Source organism: Thalassorhabdomicrobium marinisediminis, assembly GCF_003072065.1.
Classification (GTDB): Bacteria; Pseudomonadota; Alphaproteobacteria; order Rhodobacterales; family Rhodobacteraceae; genus Octadecabacter; species Octadecabacter marinisediminis.
In genome coordinates, this window is sequence record NZ_QCYG01000009.1 from 109,201 (window position 1) to 132,492 (window position 23,292).

General features: G+C 62.1%; 20 protein-coding genes and 1 pseudogene. 1 reads left to right on the forward strand and 20 read right to left on the reverse strand.

Annotated elements, in window-relative coordinates; translation table 11 throughout:
• Positions 1-74: 74 nt before the first annotated feature.
• From DC363_RS14420 to DC363_RS14435, 4 genes are read right to left on the reverse strand one after another with little or no spacing between them, the layout of a single operon-like run.
• Positions 75-1,448: a DegQ family serine endoprotease gene (locus DC363_RS14420; RefSeq protein WP_108641856.1), complete on the reverse strand. Its 1,374-nt coding sequence runs from the start codon at positions 1,446-1,448 to the stop codon at positions 75-77.
• 54 nt (positions 1,449-1,502) lie between these two features.
• Complete coding sequence (locus tag DC363_RS14425; RefSeq protein WP_108641857.1) at positions 1,503-1,988, reverse strand: Hsp20/alpha crystallin family protein; 486 nt, start codon at positions 1,986-1,988, stop codon at positions 1,503-1,505.
• Between the two features lie 38 nt (positions 1,989-2,026).
• On the reverse strand, positions 2,027-2,428 hold the full coding sequence (locus DC363_RS14430) for an Hsp20/alpha crystallin family protein (protein WP_108641858.1): 402 nt from the start codon (positions 2,426-2,428) through the stop codon (positions 2,027-2,029).
• A gap of 27 nt (positions 2,429-2,455) precedes the next feature.
• Positions 2,456-2,896, reverse strand: coding sequence for an Hsp20/alpha crystallin family protein (locus DC363_RS14435; RefSeq protein WP_108641859.1), 441 nt, complete (start codon positions 2,894-2,896; stop codon positions 2,456-2,458).
• A 341-nt stretch (positions 2,897-3,237) separates the two neighbouring features.
• Here DC363_RS14435 and ftsH point away from each other — a divergent pair, with 341 nt between their 5' ends.
• Positions 3,238-5,067 carry an ATP-dependent zinc metalloprotease FtsH gene (ftsH, locus tag DC363_RS14445; protein ID WP_108641861.1) on the forward strand — a complete coding sequence of 610 codons (1,830 nt, stop codon included), beginning with the start codon at positions 3,238-3,240 and terminating at the stop codon, positions 5,065-5,067.
• Positions 5,068-5,086: 19 nt separating this feature from the next.
• On the opposite strand, the gene DC363_RS14450 is transcribed toward ftsH, so the two are convergent.
• The 16 genes and pseudogenes from DC363_RS14450 to DC363_RS14530 form a co-directional block, all read right to left on the reverse strand.
• The gene (locus DC363_RS14450; protein WP_108641862.1) at positions 5,087-5,404 is read right to left on the reverse strand and encodes a hypothetical protein; all 318 of its coding nucleotides are present in this window, start codon (positions 5,402-5,404) and stop codon (positions 5,087-5,089) included.
• A 161-nt stretch (positions 5,405-5,565) separates the two neighbouring features.
• Positions 5,566-7,566 carry a type IV secretory system conjugative DNA transfer family protein gene (locus tag DC363_RS14455; protein ID WP_108641863.1) on the reverse strand — a complete coding sequence of 667 codons (2,001 nt, stop codon included), beginning with the start codon at positions 7,564-7,566 and terminating at the stop codon, positions 5,566-5,568.
• Positions 7,567-7,574: 8 nt separating this feature from the next.
• Positions 7,575-9,908 (reverse strand): relaxase/mobilization nuclease domain-containing protein, encoded by a 2,334-nt coding sequence (locus DC363_RS14460; protein ID WP_108641864.1) that lies wholly within the window; start codon positions 9,906-9,908, stop codon positions 7,575-7,577.
• The gene (locus DC363_RS14465; RefSeq protein ID WP_108641865.1) at positions 9,895-10,488 is read right to left on the reverse strand and encodes a helix-turn-helix domain-containing protein; all 594 of its coding nucleotides are present in this window, start codon (positions 10,486-10,488) and stop codon (positions 9,895-9,897) included. The genes DC363_RS14460 and DC363_RS14465 overlap by 14 nt, the downstream gene beginning before the upstream one ends.
• 562 nt (positions 10,489-11,050) lie before the next feature.
• Positions 11,051-11,257: a hypothetical protein gene (locus DC363_RS14470; RefSeq protein WP_108641866.1), complete on the reverse strand. Its 207-nt coding sequence runs from the start codon at positions 11,255-11,257 to the stop codon at positions 11,051-11,053.
• 539 nt (positions 11,258-11,796) lie between these two features.
• Positions 11,797-12,789, reverse strand: coding sequence for a nucleotidyltransferase family protein (locus tag DC363_RS14480; RefSeq protein WP_241963013.1), 993 nt, complete (start codon positions 12,787-12,789; stop codon positions 11,797-11,799).
• 156 nt (positions 12,790-12,945) lie between these two features.
• Positions 12,946-13,875: a DUF2493 domain-containing protein gene (locus tag DC363_RS14485; protein WP_108641869.1), complete on the reverse strand. Its 930-nt coding sequence runs from the start codon at positions 13,873-13,875 to the stop codon at positions 12,946-12,948.
• Between the two features lie 668 nt (positions 13,876-14,543).
• Positions 14,544-17,876: a DEAD/DEAH box helicase gene (locus DC363_RS14490; protein ID WP_108641870.1), complete on the reverse strand. Its 3,333-nt coding sequence runs from the start codon at positions 17,874-17,876 to the stop codon at positions 14,544-14,546.
• Entirely contained in the window at positions 17,869-18,657 is a 789-nt protein-coding gene (locus DC363_RS14495) for a hypothetical protein (RefSeq protein ID WP_108641871.1), read from the reverse strand. The genes DC363_RS14490 and DC363_RS14495 overlap by 8 nt, the downstream gene beginning before the upstream one ends.
• Before the next feature lie 242 nt (positions 18,658-18,899).
• A complete protein-coding gene (locus tag DC363_RS14500; RefSeq protein WP_108641872.1) occupies positions 18,900-19,481 on the reverse strand; it encodes a rhomboid family intramembrane serine protease in 582 nt (193 codons plus the stop codon).
• Between the two features lie 148 nt (positions 19,482-19,629).
• Complete coding sequence (locus DC363_RS14505; RefSeq protein WP_241963014.1) at positions 19,630-20,166, reverse strand: hypothetical protein; 537 nt, start codon at positions 20,164-20,166, stop codon at positions 19,630-19,632.
• A 156-nt stretch (positions 20,167-20,322) separates the two neighbouring features.
• Positions 20,323-21,051 carry a DUF736 family protein gene (locus DC363_RS14510; protein WP_108641874.1) on the reverse strand — a complete coding sequence of 243 codons (729 nt, stop codon included), beginning with the start codon at positions 21,049-21,051 and terminating at the stop codon, positions 20,323-20,325.
• 124 nt (positions 21,052-21,175) lie between these two features.
• Positions 21,176-21,478: a hypothetical protein gene (locus DC363_RS14515; protein WP_108641875.1), complete on the reverse strand. Its 303-nt coding sequence runs from the start codon at positions 21,476-21,478 to the stop codon at positions 21,176-21,178.
• Positions 21,479-21,578: 100 nt separating this feature from the next.
• Entirely contained in the window at positions 21,579-22,040 is a 462-nt protein-coding gene (locus tag DC363_RS14520; RefSeq protein WP_108641876.1) for a DUF6915 family protein, read from the reverse strand.
• Between the two features lies 1 nt (position 22,041).
• A complete protein-coding gene (locus DC363_RS14525; protein WP_108641877.1) occupies positions 22,042-22,428 on the reverse strand; it encodes a DUF6878 family protein in 387 nt (128 codons plus the stop codon).
• 119 nt (positions 22,429-22,547) lie between these two features.
• Positions 22,548-23,292 (reverse strand): annotated as a pseudogene (locus tag DC363_RS14530) (SAM-dependent methyltransferase); the annotation flags it as partial.

Here is a 23,292-nt window from a genome sequence, read left to right on the forward strand (position 1 = left end):
TGCCTCTTTTCTCAGTATAAATTGTTTCGGCTACACATGCCTTGATCTGCACCAACGCGCATGTGTGACACGCCTCACTGGATCACCAGAAACAGGCGCGCGGCACCCCGTTGCACGGTCAGCGCGAACGGACCGTCAATGCCGACCAGTTTCTGGCGCAGGTCCGCCAGGTTCGCTACAGTCTCCCGGTTCACCGCGACGATGACATCGCCCGGTTCCAGGCCGGATCGGCCCGCAGGGCTGCCGGGCGCGATACTTTCGACCAGGACGCCTTCTGTTCCAGCAAAAAACTGATCGTTCGGCGTCAGATCACGCAACTCGGCACCCTCCAGACGCTTTGCAACGTCCAGGCTGGGGGTCCGGGCTGTCTGCCCTTCCTCAAGTTCGGCGGTAAGGGCGCGGCGTTCGCCGTCTCTCAGGAACGCGATCTCGACGTCGGAGCCGGATCGTTTGAGGCCGATGAGGTTGCGCAGATCGCCCGATCCCTCGACCGGGATACCATCGACAGCGACAATCAGATCGCCCGCCTGCAAGCCAGCCTCTTCGGCCGGTGAATTCGGCTCGACCTTGGTCACGATGGCGCCGCGTTCGGCATCCGTTCCCAGGGCCTCGGCCAGATCGGGTGTGAAATCCTGTATCATCACGCCCAGACGGCCGCGCCGGACCTCGCCGTATTCGATCAGCTGCTCCATGACGACGCGGGTCATGTCGATGGGCACCGCGAAACCGATGCCGACATTGCCGCCGGCGGGCGAGATGATCGCGGTGTTAATGCCCACCAGCCGTCCGTCGAGCGTGATGAGCGCGCCGCCCGAGTTGCCGGGGTTGATCGAGGCGTCCGTCTGGATGAAATCCTCGTATCCATCGACATTCAGCCCGCTTCGGCCCAGAGCGCTGACAATGCCGGACGTGACGGTCTGACCAAGGCCGAAGGGATTGCCGATGGCGACGACATAATCGCCGACCCTCAGCGCGTCGGATGATCCCATTTCGATCTCGGTCAGGTTGTCGGGCTCGATCCTGAGCAGGGCGATATCGGTGCCGGGATCGCTGCCGACCAGTTCGGCATCGAAACGGCGCCGATCCTTGAGCGTGACGACGATCTCTTCGCCGTTTTCGACGACGTGATGATTGGTCAGAACATACCCCTCATGCGCATCGACGATCACGCCCGATCCGGCGCTGAGGCTGGGCCGGGCCGGAGGCATTTGCGGCAGGTCGAAAAAGCGCCGGAAGAATGGGTCGTTGTAAAGCGGGTTCGTCTCAACAGATGACCGTGTCGTGACCGAGATGTTGACGACTGCGGGCGTCAGCTCTTCGAGGATCGGCGCCAGCGTCGGCAGTCCGTTTTCGACAGTTGGCAGAACATTCTGCTGAGCGGCAGCGGGGCCGACGGCAAGCGGCACGGACACAAGCAGCATAAAAAATAGGCGGCGAATGACGGGCATGATGGCTCTCTCCTTTCAAAGGCAGTGGGCGCGGGCCTTGCGGCCCGCACCGGGTCAGCCGGATTTCACGTCGATACGCTTGACCCGCGCCTTGGCCTCTTCGGTCTTGGGCAAGGTCACGGTCAGCACGCCGCGCTTGAATTCGGCCTCGGCTTTTTCTGGGTCCACGCCTGGCGGCACCGGGATCATCCGGTGGAAGCTGCGCCGTGACTGCGAGGCGAAGCCGTCCTTCTCGCTTTTCTCCTCGCGCTCGCCGCGGATCGTCAGCATGTCATCGGTGACGTTCACCTCGATATCCTTGTCGTCGAGGCCCGGCAGATCGACCGATACCAGCATTGCCTGATCGGTTTCGGAAATGTCGGTGCGCGGACCACCTGCCGTCAGGCTCCCGCCGAACGGGTTGTCGAAACGACCCCAGAAATCCTCGAAAACGCTGTTCAGGTCGCGCTGGAGAGACATCAGGGGGTTGTCGTCGTCACCTCGCCGGTCCGCCACTCGATTGCGGTCCCGGCCCCAGGGGATGAGATCACTGAATACCATTGTTCTTTCCTCCTTTTCACTGGTTGGTCATGGGCCGCTTACGCGGCCTTGACCTTGATCTGTTTCGGTTTGGCGGCTTCGCTCTTCTTCAGGGTGAGCGTCAGCACGCCGTCGCGGTGCGCGGCGTCGATCGCACCTGCGTCGATCGTGTCGGGTAGGCTGAAGGCCCGCTCGAACGTTCCGGGCGCGTATTCCGCATAGATGCGCCGGTAGCCTTCGGGCGCGGGTGCATCAATCGTGCCACGCACGGTCAGCGAACGGTTCTCGACCGAGACGTCGACGCTGTCGGGCGTCACACCCGGTAAGTCGATGACCACCGTCACCACGTCGTCTTTTTCAAAAATGTCCGTTGCGGGGCGGAAGGTCGGGCCGGTATCGCGGGTGTCCTCGCTCTCGGTCCGTGCCACGTCACCGCCGGTTTTTGTCATCTCATTAGCCATTGTCTTTCCTCCTCTCGTTGCGATTGATCAGCTTGCCTTGACCTTGATCTTGCGGGGGCGCTCGGCATCGGGCCTGCCCATCTCGATCTCAAGGATTCCGTTCTTCGCCCGCGCCTCGACCTTGTCCGGATCGACGCGCAGAGGCAGGCGGATACTGCGCGAGAACTCGCCCAAAGGGCGCTCCCGGCGGTGCCATGCGGCCTCCTCGTCATCGGTTGCGGAATTGCGCTTGCCGGCAATGATCAAGGTGTTTTCGCGCACCGTCAGGTCGATATCGTCCTGCGCGACGCCCGGCATCTCGGCGGTGACGACCACGCTGTCGTCGCCCAGCCACATGTTGACGGGCGGCCAGTTGCCGTTCCGGCCGCTGCGCGCGCCGGTATCGAACATGCGGTTCATCTGCGATTGCAGTTGCCGCAATTCTGCGAAGGGGTCCCATTGGGCCGGGACCAGTCCATAATTCAACATCTGTTCCTCCTCTTCGTGATCACAACATCAGAAGTCCGCATCGGGGCGCGGACCGGTTGAGTTGCGGGACTGTCGCGAAGGGAGGGGGATCGGATACGATCCGGTACGAAGACGCATGGCGACCACGTATTTCGAGACGCAAGGCCATATACTGCACCTCGCGGTCGATGACGGGATCGAAACGTTGCAATATGCACACGCCTCGAAACTCACCAACATCTCCGGGACCCTTGAAGCGGCATCCCGCATCCAATCATCTGGGAACGCGTCAAAATCTTGTCAAGGGGAGGGTCGGATCTAAAAAATATGAAGAATCGGCAGTGCATCAATGGAGGTGGCAAATGGACAAGAAAACGCAGATCAATTTCTGGTATATCCTCCTCGCGATCTTCGGCATCGTCCTGCTGCGCGACCTTTGGGTTCAGAGCCAGACCATCGAGGCGATCCCCTACAGCCAGTTCGAAACCTACCTGGACGATGGCGTCGTGGGCGAGATCGTCATCGGCAGCGATACGATCCAGGGCACCTTCAGGGAACCGCAGGAGGGCAAGACCGGTTTCGTCACCACGACCGTGCCGCCGGACATGGCCGCGCGGCTGGAGGGAACCGACGTCACCTATACCGGCGCCGTTGAAAGCACCTGGTTGACGACCCTGTTGTCTTTGGTTTTGCCCGCGCTCGTTTTCGTCGGCATCTGGATCTTCTTCATCCGCAAGTTCGCCGAAAAGCAGGGCATGGGCGGATTCATGTCGATCGGCAAGAATAAGGCGAAAATCTATGTCGAAAGCGATACCAAGGTCAGTTTTGACGATGTGGCCGGGGTCGATGAGGCCAAGCAGGAACTGGAAGAGATCGTCGAATTCCTGAAAGACCCCGAGGGCTATGGCGGCCTCGGCGCCCGGATGCCCAAGGGCGTGCTGCTGGTCGGGCCGCCCGGCACCGGCAAGACGCTGCTGGCCCGCGCCGTGGCGGGCGAGGCGGGTGTGCCATTCTATTCCATTTCCGGGTCGGAGTTTGTCGAGATGTTTGTGGGCGTCGGCGCCGCAAGGGTGCGCGACCTGTTCGAGCAGGCCCGCAAGGCCGCCCCGGCGATCATCTTCGTGGATGAGCTTGACGCTCTGGGCCGCTCACGCAGCGCGGGTCAGCATCCCGGCGGCCATGACGAGCGCGAGCAGACGCTGAACCAGCTTCTGACCGAGTTGGACGGCTTCGACCCCTCCGAAGGCGTGGTGCTGCTGGCCGCCACCAACCGGCCGGAAATACTCGACCCGGCGCTTTTGCGCGCGGGCCGTTTCGACCGGCAGGTACTGGTGGACCGGCCTGATCGCGCTGGCCGTGTCCAGATCCTCAGAGTGCATATGAAAAAGATCAAACTGGCCGACAGCGTCGATCCCGACCAGATTGCAGCGCTGACCACCGGGTTTTCCGGCGCTGATCTGGCCAACCTCGTGAACGAGGCGGCGCTGATGGCGACAAGGCGCAAGGCCGACAGCGTCGAGATGCAGGATTTCACCCAGGCGATCGAGCGCATCGTCGCCGGTCTGGAGAAAAAGAACCGCCGCCTGAACCCGCGCGAACGCGAGATTGTGGCGCATCACGAGATGGGTCATGCCATCATCGGCATGGCGCTGCCGGGCGTGGACGAGGTCCACAAGGTCTCGATCATCCCGCGCGGCATCGGCGCGCTCGGCTATACGATCCAGCGGCCCACCGAGGACCGTTACCTGATGACCCGCGAAGAGCTTGAGAACAAGATCGCGGTGCTGCTGGGCGGGCGCGCGGCAGAAAAGATCATCTATGGCCATCTTTCCACTGGCGCATCCGACGATCTGGCCCGCGCCACCGACATCGCGCGTTCCATGGTGGCGCGCTACGGTATGGACGAAAACCTTGGCCATGTGAGCTATGACAGCGAGCGCCCGAATTTCCTTGGCACGACTGATCAGGGTTCATGGCTGAACCGCCGTTACAGCGATGCCACCGCCGAGCGTATGGACCATGCGGTAAAGGAGGTGATCGACGCGATCTTCGACCGTACCCTGACATTGCTCGAAGACAACCGCGCGCTGTTGGAAAAATCCGCCGCGGATCTGTTGGAGCGTGAAACGCTGGAGGATGCCGACCTGAAACGCATCGCGGCCGAGGTCGTGCGCCCGGCCGAGGCGGCCTGAGCAGCCGCGCGGCACCGCGTCACTGCGGGGCCGCTTCGCCCTCGGCTCGATCTGGTCCGTGTTCATGCAACGGCAACGCCGCGTGGCTGGTGATGGGGGTGGCCACGTAGCTCTGCTTGTCGGCGATTGCGGTTTTTTCCCGCTGGCGGATGCGCATGGCATCGAATGCCGAGAACAAGGCCAGCACGACAGCTATGAAGAAAAACAGGCCGGTTGGTCCGACCCGCCCCATGACGAGGCTGGCGGCGAAGGGGCCGAAGGCCGACCCCACGCCATAGACCAGCACGAAACCACTTGCCGCCGCGATCAGTTCACTCTCGTCGATCCGGTCGCTCACTTCTGCAAACCTGCATCAAACCCGACATGCGGTGGTGCGGCGTAAACACTGATCTGACGATGTTTTGGGTGTCTGCTTCCGCCGTGGGCACTCGGAGATCTCGCAGGCGCGGAGAAGGTCCGCATTCCGCCCTCCCTGACAAACAGGCGATGTCCGCCACCCTATCGCGCAACCAGCCTTTCACCATCCTCCTCTCGCAGCATCGCTTCCATTTCGTCCAAGCCATCGACTGCAGAGCGCATCTGCGCCTCATCAGCTACGCTCGCAGCTTCAGAATCCACGACGCCGCTGCCAAAATCCATCTCCATCTGGCGCTGTTCCTCGGCGATGACAGCTTGAACGACAGGCGCGGTCTTCTTTGGAGCGGCGTCGGCTTGGCCTGACGGTTGACCATCGCCAGCCTGGCTCGCCCTCTCCACATCGGCTTCTGTTCCCCCTGGCCCATCCGACGGCGGCGTCATCGGCATGGCGCGCACACTCAGCGGCAGCGTGCCTTGCGATCCTCCTCCCCCCGGCTCTGGAAACGGCAATTCACCCGTCTGCGCCGCGTGGATCGCCTTGAACAGCCGGTCGTCAAAATACTGAATCCGCTTTGCACGGACCGGCATTTGCGCGTCGATGACCATGACGATCTCATCGAGCGGCAGGCGGCGCGCCTCGTCTTCAGGGAGCAAGGAGCTTTCTTCGGTCCGGGTCGACTGGCTGCGCCCTTCAAAGGGGTTCTTGCCGATAGACTGGGAGCGCGTGATGACGGTCTTCGTGGTCTTGCCGACCGCCTTGCTCAGCTCCTCGACGGTTTTTTCATCGGAGGGCGTCAGGTAGAGCTTCACGCCCGCATTCCCCTGCAAGGCGCGGCGGGTGTTTTCGCCGTAGATTTCATCGAGGGCGGGGATGGTTTGGGTGACAACGGCGAGGTGACCACGATAGGTGCGCAGTGTCTCGATGCTTTCGACCACGATGGGCATTTTGCCGAGACGATTGAACTCGTCGAGCATGATCATCACCGGCCAGGGCTCATCCGGCCCGGGGTCCTTTTCCTGCATGGCCGAGAGCAGGTCGGAGAAAAACAGCCGGATCAGCGGCGCGAGCGGCTTCACCATCAGCGGCTGGACCACGAGATAGACCGAAAAAGGCTTCTTGCGGATCGTCCGGAAGTCAAAGTCCGACACCGCCGTCGCTTCATCGATGGCCGGGTTCTGCCATTGGTCGAGCCCCGAGGTCATCAGGAGCGAGACATAGGAGGTAAGCGTGTCGTTATTGGTCGAAGCGAGCCGCGTGAAGATCAGCTTGGCCGCCCTGTTGTCGACCTCATGGCCCCGCGCGAAATACTCCTTCTGCTTATTCCCGCCCGAGGCCGCGATGCGGTAGATCTCGCCCAAGGTGGGACGCTTGCGCTGGAAGGCCAAGAGCCCTGCCGCCACGAAGAGATCGATCCCGCCTTTGAGGAGCCCCTGCACCCGGTCATTGTCGCTCTGCAGGAAGAGCGTCGCAAGAAGCTGCAATTCCATCTGCTGGCGCGCGGGATCTTTCAGTTGATAGATGCGCAGGAGCGGGTTGTAGCGATGCGTGCGCCTGCCCTCCCAATCGGTGGGGGCAAAGCGATAGACCTTGTCGCCTTGGGCTGCGCGGTGCCGGGCCGTCGCCTCGAAGCATTCGCCCTTCACATCGAGCGTCACGGCAGAGCCCTGCCAGGTCAGCAGGTTCGGAATGACAAAGCCCGTGGTCTTGCCACGGCCCGTGGGGGCCACGATCAGCGCATGGGGGAAGACCTTGGAGCAAATGTAATTGGCGCGGGAGCCCGGCGGCCCCAGCTTGCCGAGGATGAACCCGGTGCCCGGCGCCCCGAAGAAGCCATTGGCCTTCATCTCGCGCGCGGTCTGCCAATGGGTCTGGCCAAACCGTGTCAGGGCGGACCCCGAGAGGGCGAGGCTCAGCATCAGGCCGGCGGCGGCGAAGCTGCCGATGATCAGGTGAATAAGTTGCGCGGCCTCCGGGCGGCGATCGAGGATCGCCATGTAGTTCTGCGCGATATAAGCAAAGTCGATCTCGGCCCCAAACCCAAGATCCTGGTAGGTCAGCACCGCCGAGGCGATGGTATAGCCCATGGCGGCGGTCACCAGCGTTACCAACAAGACACCGGTCGCGATCCGCGCCTTTCCCATGGGCGCGCTCAATGGACCTGTCCCCGCTCGGTCTCGCCATCCACATCGCCAATGCGGTGTTTTTCGTATTCGGTGTCGGCGAGATCATCGACCACCTGGCGCAAGGCCTCCGTGTTGGCCGTCGCTGCATCCGATTGCAGGTAGACCTTGGCGACATAGAGCCGGTCGAGGCGGTCCTCGAGAACCTTTTCCAGCGCATCGGCATCGCCAGATGTGAGCCTCTCAAGTTGAGGGTCATCCAGCACCCGCGCGATCTCGCCCCGGAAAGCGTCCCGCTCCGCCTCGGTCTCGAAGGGCGCGGACAACTCCCCCGCCCGTTCATGGTCCAGGACACGCGCAATCTCGTCTGCAAGGCGGTCGGCACGGTCAGACTGCGGCGCAGTCCCACCGCGGGCTGCGAGGAGTGCGTCGCGCGTGCCAGACCCAAGCCCCTCGCGCAACTCGTTTTCGCGGCGGACCTGGTTGATGGCCTCCGTGTCGCGGATCTCGACGACGGCCGCATAGGTCGCGCCAAGCCCGCGGGCGAGGTGGGACGGCATGTCCGGATAGCGCTCTCGCAAGTCATCCGTGACAGCATCTGCAACGGGCGTGCGGACGTCGCGTGCCTCCATGATCCGGTCGACCTCGCGGGTGATCTCGCTGGCGCGGGCCACATCGGTGATGGTCTCCCTGTAGGGCTCAGACCGGTCAATCACATCGCCAGGGCGTGCGAGCAGATCCGGGTGTGCCTCGAGATACGCGCGCTGCTCCGTCTCGATCCGGCGCTCCGCCCGTGAGACAACCTCCCAGTCCCGGTCCTCGATCTGCTGCGCTGTCAGACCGTCAGCGCGCATTTCCTGACGGATTGTCCCTTCCATCGCCCGGACCGCGCCCTCATGATAATGGAACCGCTCGCTGACCGGGTCCGCTTCCATGACACCATCCCGGCGCAGCACGTTCTCCCGCTCCAAGAGCGTGCCAAGTTCGACGTGCACATCGTTGAGAATGTCGCGCGCCTGTTCCAGATCGGCGCGGCGTTCGAGGTTCAGATCGCGCGCCTCAGCCACTTTGGAGAGATCATTGGCGATCCATTGATGCTCGAGCGCTGCATTTGAGGCGCCCGTCTCGATCCGGGCCACCACTTCCGATGTGCTGATCCCGGTGCCCCGTAGTGCCGCGTCAATGCGCGATCTCAGGTCGGGCTCGGCCAGTCGCTCGCGCTGGCTGGCGTCAATATTGGCTTCGGAATAGATCCCGCCCTCCGAGGGGGTCTCTGACAGCGTGGATGATCGCAAACCGAGAGGCTGCATGTGCTGGACCTGCGTCTGGATCTCGATAAGGCGTTTTTCCAGCACGGGACGTTCCGCGTCAGACTTCTCGGCGATCATGCCCTGCACCCGCGCGAGCTTTTCCGCATAGAGGCTTCTCAGATCCTCGAAGCTTTGATCCTCGGCCATATACACTCCTCCTGTTCGGTCCATCTGTCCGCCATGCGCCAGCACCTCGCCCGCGCGGAAGAGTGCCGCGGCGATGTCTTCCCGGGCCTCCCGGGAGGCCTCTGCGGCAAGCGAATGGTAGACGGTTGTAGTGTTGGCGATCTCCGCCAGCGTCCGGGTCAGGTCCTGCCCCACGCGTTCGCGCTCGCGGGGCGCGCGACCCTCTTCTTTCGCGGCGTAGACCTCGCTGGTCCGGGCTGGGTAATGTACAGCCCCGCGATCCACCCGGCGCGTGGCCTCCAGGCGCACGCCATACTTCTCGGCCTCCTCGACCATGGCGAGGCGGAAGTCGTCATAGTTGAAGCGGTGATTGCGGCCGAGGAAGAAAAACTCGCCTTCTTGCGAGCGGCGGTTCAGCACAAGATGCGCATGGGGGTGATCGCGGTCCTCATGCACCGCGATGATGTAGTCGAAATGCCCCTTATCAGTCTGGAAGAACCGCTCCGCCACATCCGTCGCGATGTCGCGCACATCCTCCCCACGCGTGCCCACGGGGAAGGACATGAGCATGTGGGTGGTCTGTCCGAGCTTGGGCTTGAAGCCCGCATCCCACCGTTTGGCAAAGCGCTCGGTCAGGTCCTTGATGTCACCCGACTCGAGCTTCGCTTTGCCATCTAGGAACCCGCTACTGTCCACGATATGGGTGGACTTGGTGGTGAGGTAATCGAGCTGGTTTGCGAGCTGCGATTTGGTATGCGTACCCCCGCCTCTGATCGCCTTGAAGACCGCTGGCCGGTGGCCTGCTGCCGCGCGCGCAAGCTGGGTCTGCTTGGCCACGTGCAGCCCCTGCATTGAGCCCCGGACGCGGCTCCAGCCATCCCGGAAGACCTCGCCCGTGACGGCATGGACGGCATCATTCAGCCGCATGGGCAAACTCCCTCAGCGCGGCCGTGGCCTGCAGCTGCATTGCGTCCCGACGGCGGCGCAGAAGCAGATCGATCTCGTCAGCAGAATCCAGAATGAACCGCGCCAACCCGCGCATCTGGGCAAGGCGCAATTCGGTGAACTCGGCACTCGTGCCCCCCACGGCCCCCTGCCCCCGCCGGTTGGCCTGCGTCATCTGCTTGGCGATTTGCGTGACCCCATTGCCGACCTCGTGCAGTGAAGCGCGGTAGCGCGCCATCTCGGCCGCCATCTGCGCGTCCGGAACGAACACCCCGCCTGCCGCCTGAATGAGCCGCCGCAGCCCCTCGGCCCGGCTCTCGATCCCGGCCTTCGCCAACACCTCGTCGAGCGCCGCCAGCTCCGCCGCCGTGACCTTCACACTGACCGCTGAGACCGGAATTGCGGCATCCGTCTGGCGCTCGGCATCGGCTTTGAGCGTGTACTGAATCGCCCGCGCCGACACGCCAAAGCGTTCCGCCAGCACTGAAGTGGAAACGCCTTCCGCAGCTTCGCGAACGATCTCCATGCGGTCCGCATCTGTGAGGCGTTTTGAGCGAGACATGCGAAGAAAGACCCCCTATTTCCTGCCACCTTCCACCAAGGCTGACCCCACCTTACGATAATATACCTAGATGTCAATTATATACTTACGTCACATTCGGGCTCAGGCAGCCTTGGTGTCCGCTTCACGCCGCGGCCCGCAGGGACGCGGCTCTGCCGCCCTCACCACCGGGCGACCCACCTATCCTAGGGGTCCCGTCCACCAGCCCCGCCCGAGGCTCTGGCCGAACACGCATGTGTTCGGACGGAACCGCGGGCGGGCGCAAACCCCACCGACAGGGCGGACAGGCAGGGTCAAGGAGGGCCAGATTTGGCTTGCCAAATCTCTGCCGCGAAAACCGGGAGGCCCTGGCCGATAGGTTTTTGTGGATGGCCCCCTTGAGGCTGACTGGCCGGTCTGTCGCGGCCTGATCATTCCGAGCGGCGATCGTCCGTTGCGCGCGCAGCGACCGGCACCAAGAGGAGGTCACCTCGGGCGAACTGACCGCCGGACACGGCGTCCCTGGAACAGGGATCGGGCCGCCCCAAGATCGTCCTGGGGCGGCCCATCCTCGCCAGAGGATTTAGTCCTGGGGATCCTTCGCGCTCGGCGGGAACATCACCAGCTCCGAGACCGCGACCGGGAAGTCGAGCTTGAGGCTGAAGAACTCCGAACCGTCCCCGTTGCGGGTGTTGCGGAACATCGCACCCACGCGCTGAAAACGAGTGCGCTCCTGGCCATCGGGATCGGTGAACTTGACGGGAACGGTGGCGACGTAGTGGTTGGTCATTTGGGTTACTCCTTATTGCGATGAGGATCACCCGGCACGGGGGCAACAGGACCGGTCGCAAGCGCAAATGCGGAGGGTCCGCGGCCCCGCCGTGGAAGCCGTATTTGTGCTTGCCGAAGCGTGAGCTGAGGGCACGAACGGGCCGACCCCGTGCGATCCACATGCATAGCAAAAAGGAGGGACCCGATTGACCTATGCCATCACGCAGTCGCCACCATCCGCGTCCGCGTCCCGCCAAGCCTGGCCGGGGTGCTTACGGAGCCCGCCCGCTTGAATGCGATATTCCGAAACACCACCCGAGGGTTGTGCAGGTCTTCAGCCTCATGTGCGACGTCTCGCCCCCTCGGTCTTGCGCTGCTGACGATGTGCGAGGTGCGCACCATCCCCAGCCCGTACCGATGTGGATGGGCCGAACTCTGACGGGCTGGGTAGAGGGATGACGGTGCTGGCCGCCGCGAGTTGCTGAAAAAGTGTGACCGATCGCACGCGCCATGAGACATGACGAAAGGGCCGCGCCAAGCGCGACCCCGTTACGGCCATCACGCGCCCAAGCTGTCGAGCAACCCGCTGGTATCAGGCATTCGCTTCAGCGAGTTGCCGATGTGCTCCCGCCAGCGCGGCCCAACCTCCATTGCGGTGGCATAGGCCCGAGCCAGATCATCGGGCCGGTCCTCGGCCATCGCTTCGATAAGGAAAGCCGCCTGCTCGCGGTCCTTCGCGGATTTCAGGCTCCCTGCCCCATCGCGGCGCCGGTCGGCAATGATCAGTTTGTGGACTGCATAACGCTCCGGGCGGGGCACCTGCACCAGAACGCCGGATCTATAGATCGCCGCCGCGTGGATCGGCTCAGCGATCAGGAAGTTGAGATAGTTCAATCCTTGGGCGTTCACGCCCAATGCTGGCAGATCACGGATGGTCTCATCTCCGAACGCCGGTGTGAGAAACTCGACCAACTGGCCGCTGCCGCCCTGGGCCCATCGCCATGTCCGACCTTGGTCAAGAGATGGCAGAGGATCGAATTTGAGCGCCGAGAATGTCTCGGCAAGACCCGGGTCGACCTGATCCTGCAACGCAACGCTGAGCTTCTCGAACTGCGCGATGTCGATGTCGCCAGTATTGGCCATACCACCAATTGGCAGACGGATACCAAGCTCGCCTTCATAGAGGCGAAATGCATTGGTTCCGACGATGGTGCCACCCAACCGGAATGTCCCTACTGCGGCCATGGCCGACAGGATGGACCCGGTTGCCCGGTCGGTGGGGGTCATGCCTTCGGCGCGCAAGAGGCGGACAAGCCGCGACCGTTCCGCCTGCCGATCCTTGGCCGTTGCGCGCAGCTCTTCGATCCGGTCGATGCGCGCGCGCGTCTCGTCGCTGTCTTCGCCGATATAGATGAACCGCATCTCCGTCCCGACACGACGAGCGGCATACCAATAAGCCTTATCCCCACGCTCCTTGAGCGTGGGCTTGCCTTCGACACCGGACAAGGCGTCGTCCTTCAGAAGACGCACCAGGTCGGTATAGGCGCTCATCGCGATGCTGCTGAGGGGAGTCATGCCAATCATTTCCAAGTTTTGCTTGGCATACTTATACCTATCAAAACAGGAAATTGCTAGGCAAAGTGATTTGGAGAACGTCCACACCCATAAGAAACGACGAAAGGGCCGCCCGAAGGCGACCCTCTCTCTTCAATCCTGCGACGCCTTCTTCGCCGGGTCCGCAACCCGCATGACCGTCAGGCCTTTCGCTTCCGCCTTCTGCCCGAGATTCAGCGCGACCCCGTTGCCGCCGAAGAGCACAACCCCCGTCGCCGCGAACTTGTCGTCCAGCATTTCGTCGTTGCATTTGAACGGTGCCGCCCGCCCATGTGCGGACCAGCGCGGATCGAAGCGCGCTTGTGCGACACCCCGTGCGCGAGCCCACCGAGCCGCGATCATCTCCGCCCCGTGCTTGCCACCCTTGTGGCAGAGGAAGATTTCCTGATTGCGGTTCTGCTTGATCCGCTCGCGAACCTTGTCGAGCGTGTTGAAGATCACATCGACATCGGTCCAGTCGGTGGCGCCTGAGACGATCAGGGGCACCCCCTCGACTTTCGACTTCTCGGCGGTTTCCCGGTCGTGCTGCTCCAGCAGCTGCCGCGCCTCGAAGACCGCCCCAGTCTCTTGCGCCCGGACGCTTGCGCGCGATCCGGTTGCCGGGATGAAGGCGTGGCCGGTCTCGATCTCGTAGCATTCCGCCGCCGCCTCGCTCATCACCTCGATGGCGCCGACAATCTCGCGCAGCTGCAGAAAGCGGGCCTGCGCCTCTTCGAGCGCGGTCTCGGCGATCTCTGATCCGTCATGGGATTTTGCCAGTGCGCCGATTTTGTCGGCGGTGCGGTCAATCTCCTTGCCAAGTGCCACCTTGCGCCGCTGCAGTATCGTCGCCAACCCGTGGGCCAGTGGTTCGATTTCTGCTTCGAGCCCGGTCCCGCGCAACTGACCAAGCAGAGCCTCGAAGCTCTCGCGGATGACGCGGTCGGTCAGGATGTGATCCTCGGGGATCGGCAGCTGTGCGTCCTTCTCGGTCAGTCCGAAAAGTTCGATGGTCTCGTAGGTGTTTGCATTGTCGTAAGCCATGTCTGGTCTCCAGTATTCGGTTGTGGAGCCACCACGTGAGTGTGGGGGCATGGCCGAATGCCTGGTTTCCGAATCTGCCCGGGTCAGGGACGGCGCAGCCGCCGGCTTGCCGGGCGCAAAAGTTTTCTGCGCGCGGCACCCGACACATGCGCGCGCTCACGCACGGGTTCACCCCAAGCCACCGGCCCCGCCCTCGCCGAAAAGTTTTGCGATCCTTGACGCGGGCTGATTTGGGGGCCATCCGGAGGATATGCTTCCGCACTCATGTGTGTGTGTGTTTTGACGGTAGGTTTGCCCGACCCGAGCAGGCAAACGACCCGACCGGACGCGGAAGACGGATGAAGCGGCGGGATCGTTTTGCCCCGCAAAACAGACCAGAGCGCAATCCGGCGGAGCGGCCGGGGAGGGACGTGCTCGCGAGGCGGGCAAACCGGGATGCCGGGTGCGACGCCGCGGTGAGGCCGCATGGCCGAATGCGCGACGGACCGAAGGGCCGTTCTCCCCTGCGACACGCGAAGCCGAGCTGGGGAGGCCGCAAGGCTGAAGCCAAGGTTGATGTGCAGGCGACGCCGCTGCCAGCTATACAAAGTACCTACTCCAGCATGCGACATGATGGGCAGGAAAGCGGACTTTCGATGTGCCTGCTCGACGCTCACTATACCCTTCTGTCACAACTGGGTGCTGTCGAACGGACCCAGGTCAATATTCGAGAACGCCTCTATTGCCTGCTTGAGTTCCTTGCCCGCGCGAACCCTTTCCTTGAGATTTTCGAGCGTCTCGCCGCTTTCTGCTGCAGCCACATGCGGGCGTACCTCATCGAACGCCCGATGGGTCGCCCTTCGAGGCAAGGCTCCCCCCGACATCGAAAATGCTGCCATCTCTGCATCTCGAAGCCCTCGTCGAACGCAGACATGAGCGAGGAGGAGGGGGCCCGCACCCTCCACCGTATTCGGCTCAGATCCTCCTGGCGTGAATATCTGCATCATACGAGAAGGCAAACCCATCACGTGCGCCAGGTCGGGGATCATGCGGATGACAAACTTGCGTGCGTCAGGCGAGAACTCCGCCGAAGCCCCATTCGGCGATATCGTCTGCTGGATTTCTTTCAGTGGCGCACCGTCCATCCATTGTCGCAGAGTCGCCTCAAGCTTGGGAACCGCGTACCTCGCTTTCTCTTCATCCGATGCCAGGTCTCCATAGGTCTTCCCAAAGAGATCTTCGAAGGTCGAGGGCTTAATCATTCGGAAAAGGTGACCCGGATTGGCCTCCATCCATGAGAACATCCACTCGCAGATCCCGGCCACCGTGCTTGCCATGTCATCGTGGGCGTCGGCAAGCGCGTCAGACAAAGCTTTGAGCACGTCCTCTGGGAGACCCACCATGGAGGCGAGGTCTCGGTATCTCTGATCCAGCACGACAGCATCTTCATCGGCGCCGGACATGACAGACAGGGCTGCCTCCGTACGGCTCGCGACCCACTGTTCGTCACCCGCCTTACGCTTTAGGAACGCCGTGAGGCTCCGGGACAGATCGACCCGAGGCGAGCCTCCGTCTTCGCCACCTGAGGGCGTTTCCATTAGACGGCTGACGACATACCGTTCCAGATCTCCGGCGTCCTCCGCCTTGTGATGGACACGGTCCATGACGGCTTCGAATGGATCCTCGAGCACCAAGCACTGATCGGACTGGCTGAAGACCTCCCGGAGCTGCGTCCATTGCTCACCAATCGTTCCCTCTTCATCTGAAAGGGGAACAACCTTTCCAGGAACAATCAGCACGATACCCGACGCGCTTTGACCCGCGCGTCCTGCCCGCCCAGCGGCATTCAGCAACGCAGCGGCATCGAGAAGATCGCGACGGTTCGTTTCACGATCAAAGCGGCTGTCTTCAGCGATGATCACCAAATCGGCAGGAAGATTCATCCCCTGCGCCAAGGTCGGGGTCGCTGCGAGTACCCGCAGGCCGTCGTCCCTACCGTAAAGCCTCTCCGCCAAATCTCTTTCGTAGGGGAGCAAAAGGCCGTGATGCGCTGTGGCGGCGCTTTGCAGAGCGCCGTTTTCGACAGCGAGATAGACATCGCCCGCACCGCCCATTTCATCGACTACCGTCTCGTAGAGGCCCATTTCGGCGGTCGTGAGCTCGGTCGGCGGAGCATCGATGATCCCCGACGCCTTCTTAGCGATTGACCATGCATTTGGAATTGACTGGGAGAATACAAGGGTCCGAAGACCGGCCTTCGCTGCCGATGCAGCGATGTGCGACGCGAGCTCGCCGGAATTTGGGGTTAAGCGCCACTTCTTATTGGTCGTCAGCAGGACCTCATGGCCCAAGAGCGAAAGCAGGGCATACTCGTCGCGCCTTTTAGACGCCCATGTCTGCTTCAAGCTGAAAAGGCCAAGTGGGGCGGCATGCAACTCTCGATTAAGCGCTACAGGCGGACCTTTTGTTTTTCTGTTCTGCCATGCATCTTCTATTTTCTCGTCAAGACGTTTGATCGCGTCCGCCTGGTAAACGACGCATCCCCGCAATTGCCGGGTCGGCTTCCAAACGTCATCAAGTGGGATAGACCGACGCCCAGTCAGCTCCTCAAGCCACTCGGCAATTTCGCCAGTGTTCTTCATCATCGCAGACAGAAGGACAAGGTCTGCCTCCGGGGCGACCTTGGTTACGCGGATCAGACAGAGCATTGCGTCGATGGCTCGCCGATCCCCGTCAGTCTTCGGATGAATCAGATGACATTCGTCGAAAATCAGCAATCCAACATCCGCAAAGCTCTCAGGCTCAATGTGACTCGCGTAGAGGCATGCCTCCGGGGTCATGACGAGTATGTCGGGTAGCTCTTCGAGCAGCGTGCCTTCTTCGAACTCATCTGCCCGCTGACCCTTAACGCTGGTATTCGGGAAGGCGGCCCGCAGGTCCCGAGCCGTCTGATCAACCAGCGCATGGGTTGGTGCGAGGAAAACTACCTTTAGGTCTCGCAGGAGAGCTGCGTGAATCTTCAGTTGCGCGGTAGTCGATTTACCTGCGCCTGTCGGGAAACCAACGGCACAGGATGTTCCCGGTTTGAGATAGCCCGCTTTGATTGCGGCAAGGTGGTTCGACCAGAGGTAAGGCCTCTTCTTTGCGATCCGTGCCATCGAATGATGCCAGCGATCCGCAGGCACGCCGTCGGGCGGGTCGATGTTGATGACTGCCGCCTCGAGAAGCGCAGAACTCGCCGCTTCTAGAAGCCGCGCCAAATGGAACGGGCCCGGAAACGAGGCTACCAGCATCGGCGGTAGGCCTCCGATCGCAATGGCATCGTCTGGTTTCGCTGCCTTGGCAACGCCACGAAAGACCGCGGCAGGTCGCTCCCGATCCGCGTCCGGAATGCCCCCAAGTACGGCCGCGAGGGCACGGACGCCCTCGAGAAGTCGATGATACAAAGCTCTCGCGGCTCGAGTGCCGTCGACGCCTTCGCCAGTGATCATCTCGGTGACCGGTGTCCGCTCCTGGTTGAGGATTGGCCCAATCATTCCGCGCGCTAACCAGCCGAGGTTCAGTACGAGTTCGTGCTGAAGCCGATCTTCCGCCGGTGACCGAAGCGCCCGCGCGACCTCGGTGGCGTCGGCAGACGAGCCTGCGATCAAAAAAAGCAGCATTGCGGAGACGTCGGAACTGATCGCGTCCGCTGTGAATGTAGTAGTCCTCGAAGCCAAGCCGAGAAGAGCTTCGGCCTGATGAACAAGTTGATGCGCGGACGCTGCCACGAAGCTTGCAGCGCGACGGTTTTCGCGCTCAGGACTCGTCGTAACCAACACCTCATTGGTCGCGGCAAGCTTACGCGCGAACGCGATGGTCTCGCTGATGTCGCCCGCAGGGGTCTCGGTATCGCGCAAGGCTATACGGGCAGACACGATCTCAGCAAACGCTTGCGACAGTTGTTCCGGCAACCGATTTCGATCGAGGCCGGGAAGGTCTGGGGCGGATCGGATCAGATCGGCCGTTCTCTCGTCATACATTGATGGCGGCCTCCTCGGCATCGATGATGGCGGTTGCCCTGACGGCGATATTTTCGAACCAGGGCCGGAGATTCTGAACTTGGAAGGCCTCTGCCCTGCGACGGTCAATCGCGCCGGAGACTGCTGTCTCGTAGCCCTTGTAGAGAGCCTTGAGGCCTTTCTCCGAAGCGTGCGTGTCGTCGATCGTTACCGCAACCCGGTAGGCCCGCTTCTCCGTCCACAAGATGGCGGCAACCACGGCATCGGGATTAGGATGCCCGGCACCCGCAAGCAACGTTGAGACACCATCGACGAGTTCGGCATCCCGTCTGCCCGTCTCAAAGTCTTGAAACTCGGGCCAAACCCGATCCCGGACCATAGTTCGAGCATTCCCCGTTGCCTTCTCCTCAGAGATCACTACTCGCGCGATCTCCGTGTCGTCGAACTCAACCAAGAGCCCATCGAGGCCCTTGTCCGCATGTCGCATGTGTGGCGACCGGATCATGCCCGGCCTCCCTGCGCGGTGCGCGGCAATCCACGAGATCACTTGGAACATCCAACCATCACGATGGGCCGGATCACCACTTGGGCCAAGCTTGAGTAGGTTCCGCGCACTTTCATAGCCGCCCATTGGGTAGTTGATGTCAACCAAACCGTCCTCGTGCAGAATGCGCTCGGCAACTCTGGCTTGGCCGATGGCCACGCGAGCAAGCAGCCCGGCCAACGCATTTTCGTCTTCGACCGTCCATGTAGACCCGGACCATAGATTGCCCTCTCGGATCGGTGTCAGCGCAATTACCATAGTGATCAGTCATTCTGTTCGGGGTCGAGTATTGCCCAGAGGACATCGATGCGGTGAATGTTAATGGATATTCCTAACCTGGTTAACATTACGCGGAGAATGGGTCGCAAACACCAGAATTGCAACGATCGCAGGAAGCCTCGGTCAATTCGCAACTGAAATAGAAAAATTAGATATTTAATATCGTTGCGTCGCAGTATTGGACCTCTCATTGAGCGGCAGCTTTGGGCAGGTGTAGCGCTTCAGTCCAGATCGACACCGCCGAGGCGCGGCGCATGGACATGCGTCCGGACAAGGGCTGCAGCGGCCGCGCCCGCGATGGCGCCGAAGAGATGCGCCTCCCACGAAACGCCGGGTTGGCCCGGAAGAACGCCCCAGAGAATGGAGCTATAGAGGACACCGACCACCAGTGCCGCGCCCAGCGTGATCAATGAGCGATCCACGAAGCCGCGCGCGACGAGGAAGCCAAACCAGCCGAAGACCAACCCTGACGCACCGATATGGATGGCGGAGCTTCCGAACAGCCAGACGAGTCCGCCGCCGAGGCCGATCACCACTGCGTTCACCGGCAGCAAGGCCCTCGTGGTCGTGGCCACCAGCAGCCCACCCATCACCAAGAGCGGCGGCGTATTGGCCATAAGGTGCGCGAAGCTCCCATGCAGGAGGGGCATGGTGATGACACCATCCAATCCGCTGACGTGCCGGGGGATCAGGCCGAAGGCCGGGTTCAAGCCGTAGCCGATGATCCAATTGACGACTTGGACCGCCCAGAGCAGTGCGACAAAAGCGGCAAGCGCCGCGGCGCGCCGCAAGAAGGCGCGCATGTGATCCCGGTTCATCATGTTGGCGACAGTAGACGTCACCACAGCACCTTCAAAGGCTTTCGCACGCTGCACAGGATGCCACCTCCAGGAAAGGGGGTTCGAGGCGGCCAACTTCGGTACGGCTCAAGCCAAGAGAATGGCTCCGATCTTACACGGTGTTCCCCGGGCGAAAGGGCTGCGGTTCACGCTCGGGGCGCTTCAGGGCTTCGGCATACTTGCGGGAATTGTCATCGATCGTGCTGTGCCACAGCTTCGAGACAAACGCCCGAGCGTCTTGGACCGTCATATCGTTCAGCGATGAGGACAACGCCATGAAAAGCTCATCCCTGCTGATCGCAGCGGCACTGTGCATAGCGTCCGCGTAAAATGAAGGGTCGTTCAGGACCTGTTCGCTTAGCGGCATCAGCGCAAGGTTCTCCTCCGGGATCGCCATGAAGATCGTGTCCTGCAGGTCGGTCAGATACGCACGCCGCGAGGTGGATACCGACTTTCCTGCTGCCTTGGCGTCCAAATACGCCTGCCGGTTCTTGTCGAGCTTCGCCGTTACATGGGACATGATGACGGCGCGCTGTCGGGCGGGTAGCGCAAATGCGGTGCAGCGCTCGATATGGGCGAGGAGATCTGCAACCTCTGCCTCAACATCAAAGCTCTCGAACCATGGAACCGTCCCTGATCTAGCCGCCACGCGCCCGCCCTCGATATTGCGATAATATATTATTGTATCGCATTTACACCAGATCGCAAGCGGGTGACGTCCTTCACGCAAACGGACATGGAAAAAGGGGAACCGTGGTCCCACGGCTCCCCTTTGGGTTCAGATCATCTCCCCCTCGCGCGCTGATTAGGCGACCAGCGAGAGCCCCACGCCCGCGTCCTGCGGCTGCTCACCACTGTCGATGAACGGGATGATCGAGAAGGTCTGCCCGCCGCGCTGCTCTTCGTTCTGCACGGCGTTGACGCGCAGGTCCCCATCAGGCGTGTTGATCAGCAGCGACAAGTAGTCATTGCCCGTGCGGCTGCTTTTGGCCATCCAGGCCGAGCCGACGCGGATCGGCGTGCCCCGGGGCGAGCTGACCTCGATCCGGTAGTCGGGGTGGGTCTCCTCGGTCTTGTAGCTGTTCTCGATCAGGATGAACTCCAGATCGAACATCATGTTGGCGATGTAGCCGGTGAAGGCGTTGTCGGCGTCCATGGCGGTGAGCTCGCCCGAGAGCGAGCCAGATTTCATCAGGCCGTTCGAGACCAGAGGGATGATCTCGAATTCGCCGCTTTGGGCCGCGCGCGCCTCTTTCGTCTGCACCGCGTTGACCCGGAAGGGGCCCAAGCCGACATCGATCTGCATCGAGATGTAGGGGTTGCCGCTGGTGTTGCCGGTCTCGTTCCAGGCCGTGCCGATGCGCACCTTGCGGCCTGTTTTGTTGACTGCCGTCACGTCAAAATCCGGGCTGCGTTCGGACATCTTGGCCCGCGCCTCCAACTGGATGGCGATGTCAAAGCGCGTCGAGTGGATCATGCCGGTGTACTCGGCGGCTGCGGTCTCGACATTGCGGGTGAGGGTTCCTGCGAACATGGGATGGTTCCTTTTGGATTGGCCGGTGCCTGACGTTTTTGCCAACGCATCCGGGATTGCTTTCTCGACCCCTTGAGGGATCACAAATCAGAAAGCCTGCTTTCCTTTCAGCCCCGCCCACGGGTCAGAGCTGCCGTCCGAGTGGGAAGGCCCCCGCGCCTCCGGGTGCTACGCCCCTCCCCTGCCCGTCTGGTCTTGATTGGCTGCTTGGATTTTCTGCGGCGTCCTTCGATTGCGCGACGAAAAACTCCGTTTCTTTTCCGTTCAACCGGTGCCCTTCCCGGTCGGTCAGACCGATGCAGCTTCCGTTCGGCACATAGGTGATGAGGTACTGACCGAGCCGGTCCTTGTGGACGACGTAGCCGGTATTGGCCCAATGCACGGTCTGGCCGGCATCAACGGCCGCCTTGATTTCATCGAGTGTCATGCGAACCTCCTCAAGAAGAATGGTGGGGAAACGACGCAAGAAGCCCGGTCGTCCAACCGGGCTTCCATGCAGCATTTGTTTGGCAAACGGCTGAGAGCTGTCAGGCACCTTGCGTGGCTTGCGTCGCGCGCGCCGCCATCCAATCCTTCAGGCCAAGAACCGTTCTTCCGGCGGCGACCTCGGAGGCCCAGGCAACCCTTGGGTCGCCGCAGGGCTCATCGCCGGAATGCCGGTCGATGTGGCCATTGGCCATCCATGGCTCAGGCTGTATCCGTCGCAGCCAGTCCGCCATGCTCGGGATGCGGCCCTGGCAGTCTTCACGGATATGCTGCTCGCCGATCCAGCGCACGGGGATGTCGCGGCCCGCACTACTGGTCAGTGTCAGGCCAAAAACCCGTTCGGCCTCAAACAGGCCTTGCGCATGGTGACGCATGGCGCGGTGCGTAAAGAGCGCGAGGTGCTCTTTCGAGGCGTCGAACCAGTCATGTATGGACTGATAGTCAGACGGCACCCCGCCGAATTTCCGGGCAGAGCTTTCAGCATGATGAAGCGGATGGGCCATCTCAAAGACCCTCGACATAGCTGTGCGAACATTCGACATAGCGGTCCGCGTGATTGAGCGTGATGCTGTCTGCTGCAATGTCCCAAGTCAGCGTGCCGTAGCCGCCCTCGTTATTTTCGAACCCCGGGTGATGGTGATAGGCGAGCGACCAGGCGAAATCGCCAATCTCTGTGGCAAGCGCCTCCGGCAGTCGGACCTCTGCAGGCTGAACCGTCACATCCTCGACATTGCCGGAGTCGCCATAGCCTTCGTATTCGGCAGTCACCTCGCTGATGCCAAGCGCACGTAGTTGCGCGAGCAGCTCCGCTCGAGATGCCTTCAAGGTGGTTTCGCGCTCTGCACGCCACTGAGCCGCCATTGCGGCATAGTCGATCTGGGGATTGGTCATGGGTCTGTCCTCTTGTCTGCAATTGGGGGGCCGGGCGTGGCATTGGCCCGCGCGCCCGGAACGCGCAGACCGGACAAATCCCGATCTGCGACGCCCCACCCAAAGCCTGCTTTGGCTTTTCAGGCGGCTTGTTCTGCCGCTTTGGTGGTTCCCTGCCCAACGATCCGGGCCAGAATGCGGCCCGTGTCGATCCCGTCCCCATGCGGCAGGAACACCCGTAGCTGGAAGGCGATGATCTCGGTGAAGCAGCCGAGGGCCTTGAGGCCGTCGATCATGCCCTTGTCGGCGCCGCCCAACTCAAGGCGCATCTCGCCTGCGACCCGGCGACGGGTCAGGGTGAGACCCCGGCCCAGATCGACAGGCGCGGTGGTGCCGAGGGCGGCGGTCAACATCTCCTGCGGTGTTTGCGGGTTGGACACGAGGAAGCGGGCGCGCAGCGCGGCCGCGCCTTGCTCGCTCAGAGTCCGCCCGATCATCGCGGTCGCCCCGTCGGGCGTGACCCGGTAGATGCGCTCATTGGTGGTCGGAATGTCCTTCCAGATCGGCAACAGCAGCCCTGTCAACAGGTAGAGCTTGGTCGTGGTGGTCTTGGGCAAGGAGGCAGCCTCGGCATCCCAAAGCCTTGCAAACTCGGGCTTACCGATGTTCTCCCAGGCCGAGGACCCGAACCGCGTCTCCTCCAGATAGCTCGACCCGTTGGGCCGCACCGCCTTGCGCATCAGCGTGACAATGTCCTCGTCATACATCTGCATAGGGCGCGCCGAGATGAGCGCCGCGCGGCCGGAGGCGCGATTGACCATCGGCAGCTTGTCCGGATTGCGCGATATGGCCTCTTCAGCGCCCAGGACATGGACCGGGTCCGTC

Excerpts from the sequence above, each read along its gene's own strand:
- DC363_RS14420 (WP_108641856.1), bottom strand. The coding sequence starts at position 1,448 with ATGCCCGTCATTCGCCGCCTATTTTTTATGCTGCTTGTGTCCGTGCCG.
- DC363_RS14425 (WP_108641857.1), bottom strand. The coding sequence starts at position 1,988 with ATGGTATTCAGTGATCTCATCCCCTGGGGCCGGGACCGCAATCGAGTG.
- DC363_RS14430 (WP_108641858.1), bottom strand. The coding sequence starts at position 2,428 with ATGGCTAATGAGATGACAAAAACCGGCGGTGACGTGGCACGGACCGAG.
- DC363_RS14435 (WP_108641859.1), bottom strand. The coding sequence starts at position 2,896 with ATGTTGAATTATGGACTGGTCCCGGCCCAATGGGACCCCTTCGCAGAA.
- ftsH (WP_108641861.1), top strand. The coding sequence starts at position 3,238 with ATGGACAAGAAAACGCAGATCAATTTCTGGTATATCCTCCTCGCGATC.
- DC363_RS14455 (WP_108641863.1), bottom strand. The coding sequence starts at position 7,566 with ATGGGAAAGGCGCGGATCGCGACCGGTGTCTTGTTGGTAACGCTGGTG.
- DC363_RS14460 (WP_108641864.1), bottom strand. The coding sequence starts at position 9,908 with ATGCGGCTGAATGATGCCGTCCATGCCGTCACGGGCGAGGTCTTCCGG.
- DC363_RS14465 (WP_108641865.1), bottom strand. The coding sequence starts at position 10,488 with ATGTCTCGCTCAAAACGCCTCACAGATGCGGACCGCATGGAGATCGTT.
- DC363_RS14470 (WP_108641866.1), bottom strand. The coding sequence starts at position 11,257 with ATGACCAACCACTACGTCGCCACCGTTCCCGTCAAGTTCACCGATCCC.
- DC363_RS14480 (WP_241963013.1), bottom strand. The coding sequence starts at position 12,789 with ATGAGCGCCTATACCGACCTGGTGCGTCTTCTGAAGGACGACGCCTTG.
- DC363_RS14485 (WP_108641869.1), bottom strand. The coding sequence starts at position 13,875 with ATGGCTTACGACAATGCAAACACCTACGAGACCATCGAACTTTTCGGA.
- DC363_RS14490 (WP_108641870.1), bottom strand. The coding sequence starts at position 17,876 with ATGTATGACGAGAGAACGGCCGATCTGATCCGATCCGCCCCAGACCTT.
- DC363_RS14495 (WP_108641871.1), bottom strand. The coding sequence starts at position 18,657 with ATGGTAATTGCGCTGACACCGATCCGAGAGGGCAATCTATGGTCCGGG.
- DC363_RS14500 (WP_108641872.1), bottom strand. The coding sequence starts at position 19,481 with ATGCGCGCCTTCTTGCGGCGCGCCGCGGCGCTTGCCGCTTTTGTCGCA.
- DC363_RS14510 (WP_108641874.1), bottom strand. The coding sequence starts at position 21,051 with ATGTTCGCAGGAACCCTCACCCGCAATGTCGAGACCGCAGCCGCCGAG.
- DC363_RS14515 (WP_108641875.1), bottom strand. The coding sequence starts at position 21,478 with ATGACACTCGATGAAATCAAGGCGGCCGTTGATGCCGGCCAGACCGTG.
- DC363_RS14520 (WP_108641876.1), bottom strand. The coding sequence starts at position 22,040 with ATGGCCCATCCGCTTCATCATGCTGAAAGCTCTGCCCGGAAATTCGGC.
- DC363_RS14525 (WP_108641877.1), bottom strand. The coding sequence starts at position 22,428 with ATGACCAATCCCCAGATCGACTATGCCGCAATGGCGGCTCAGTGGCGT.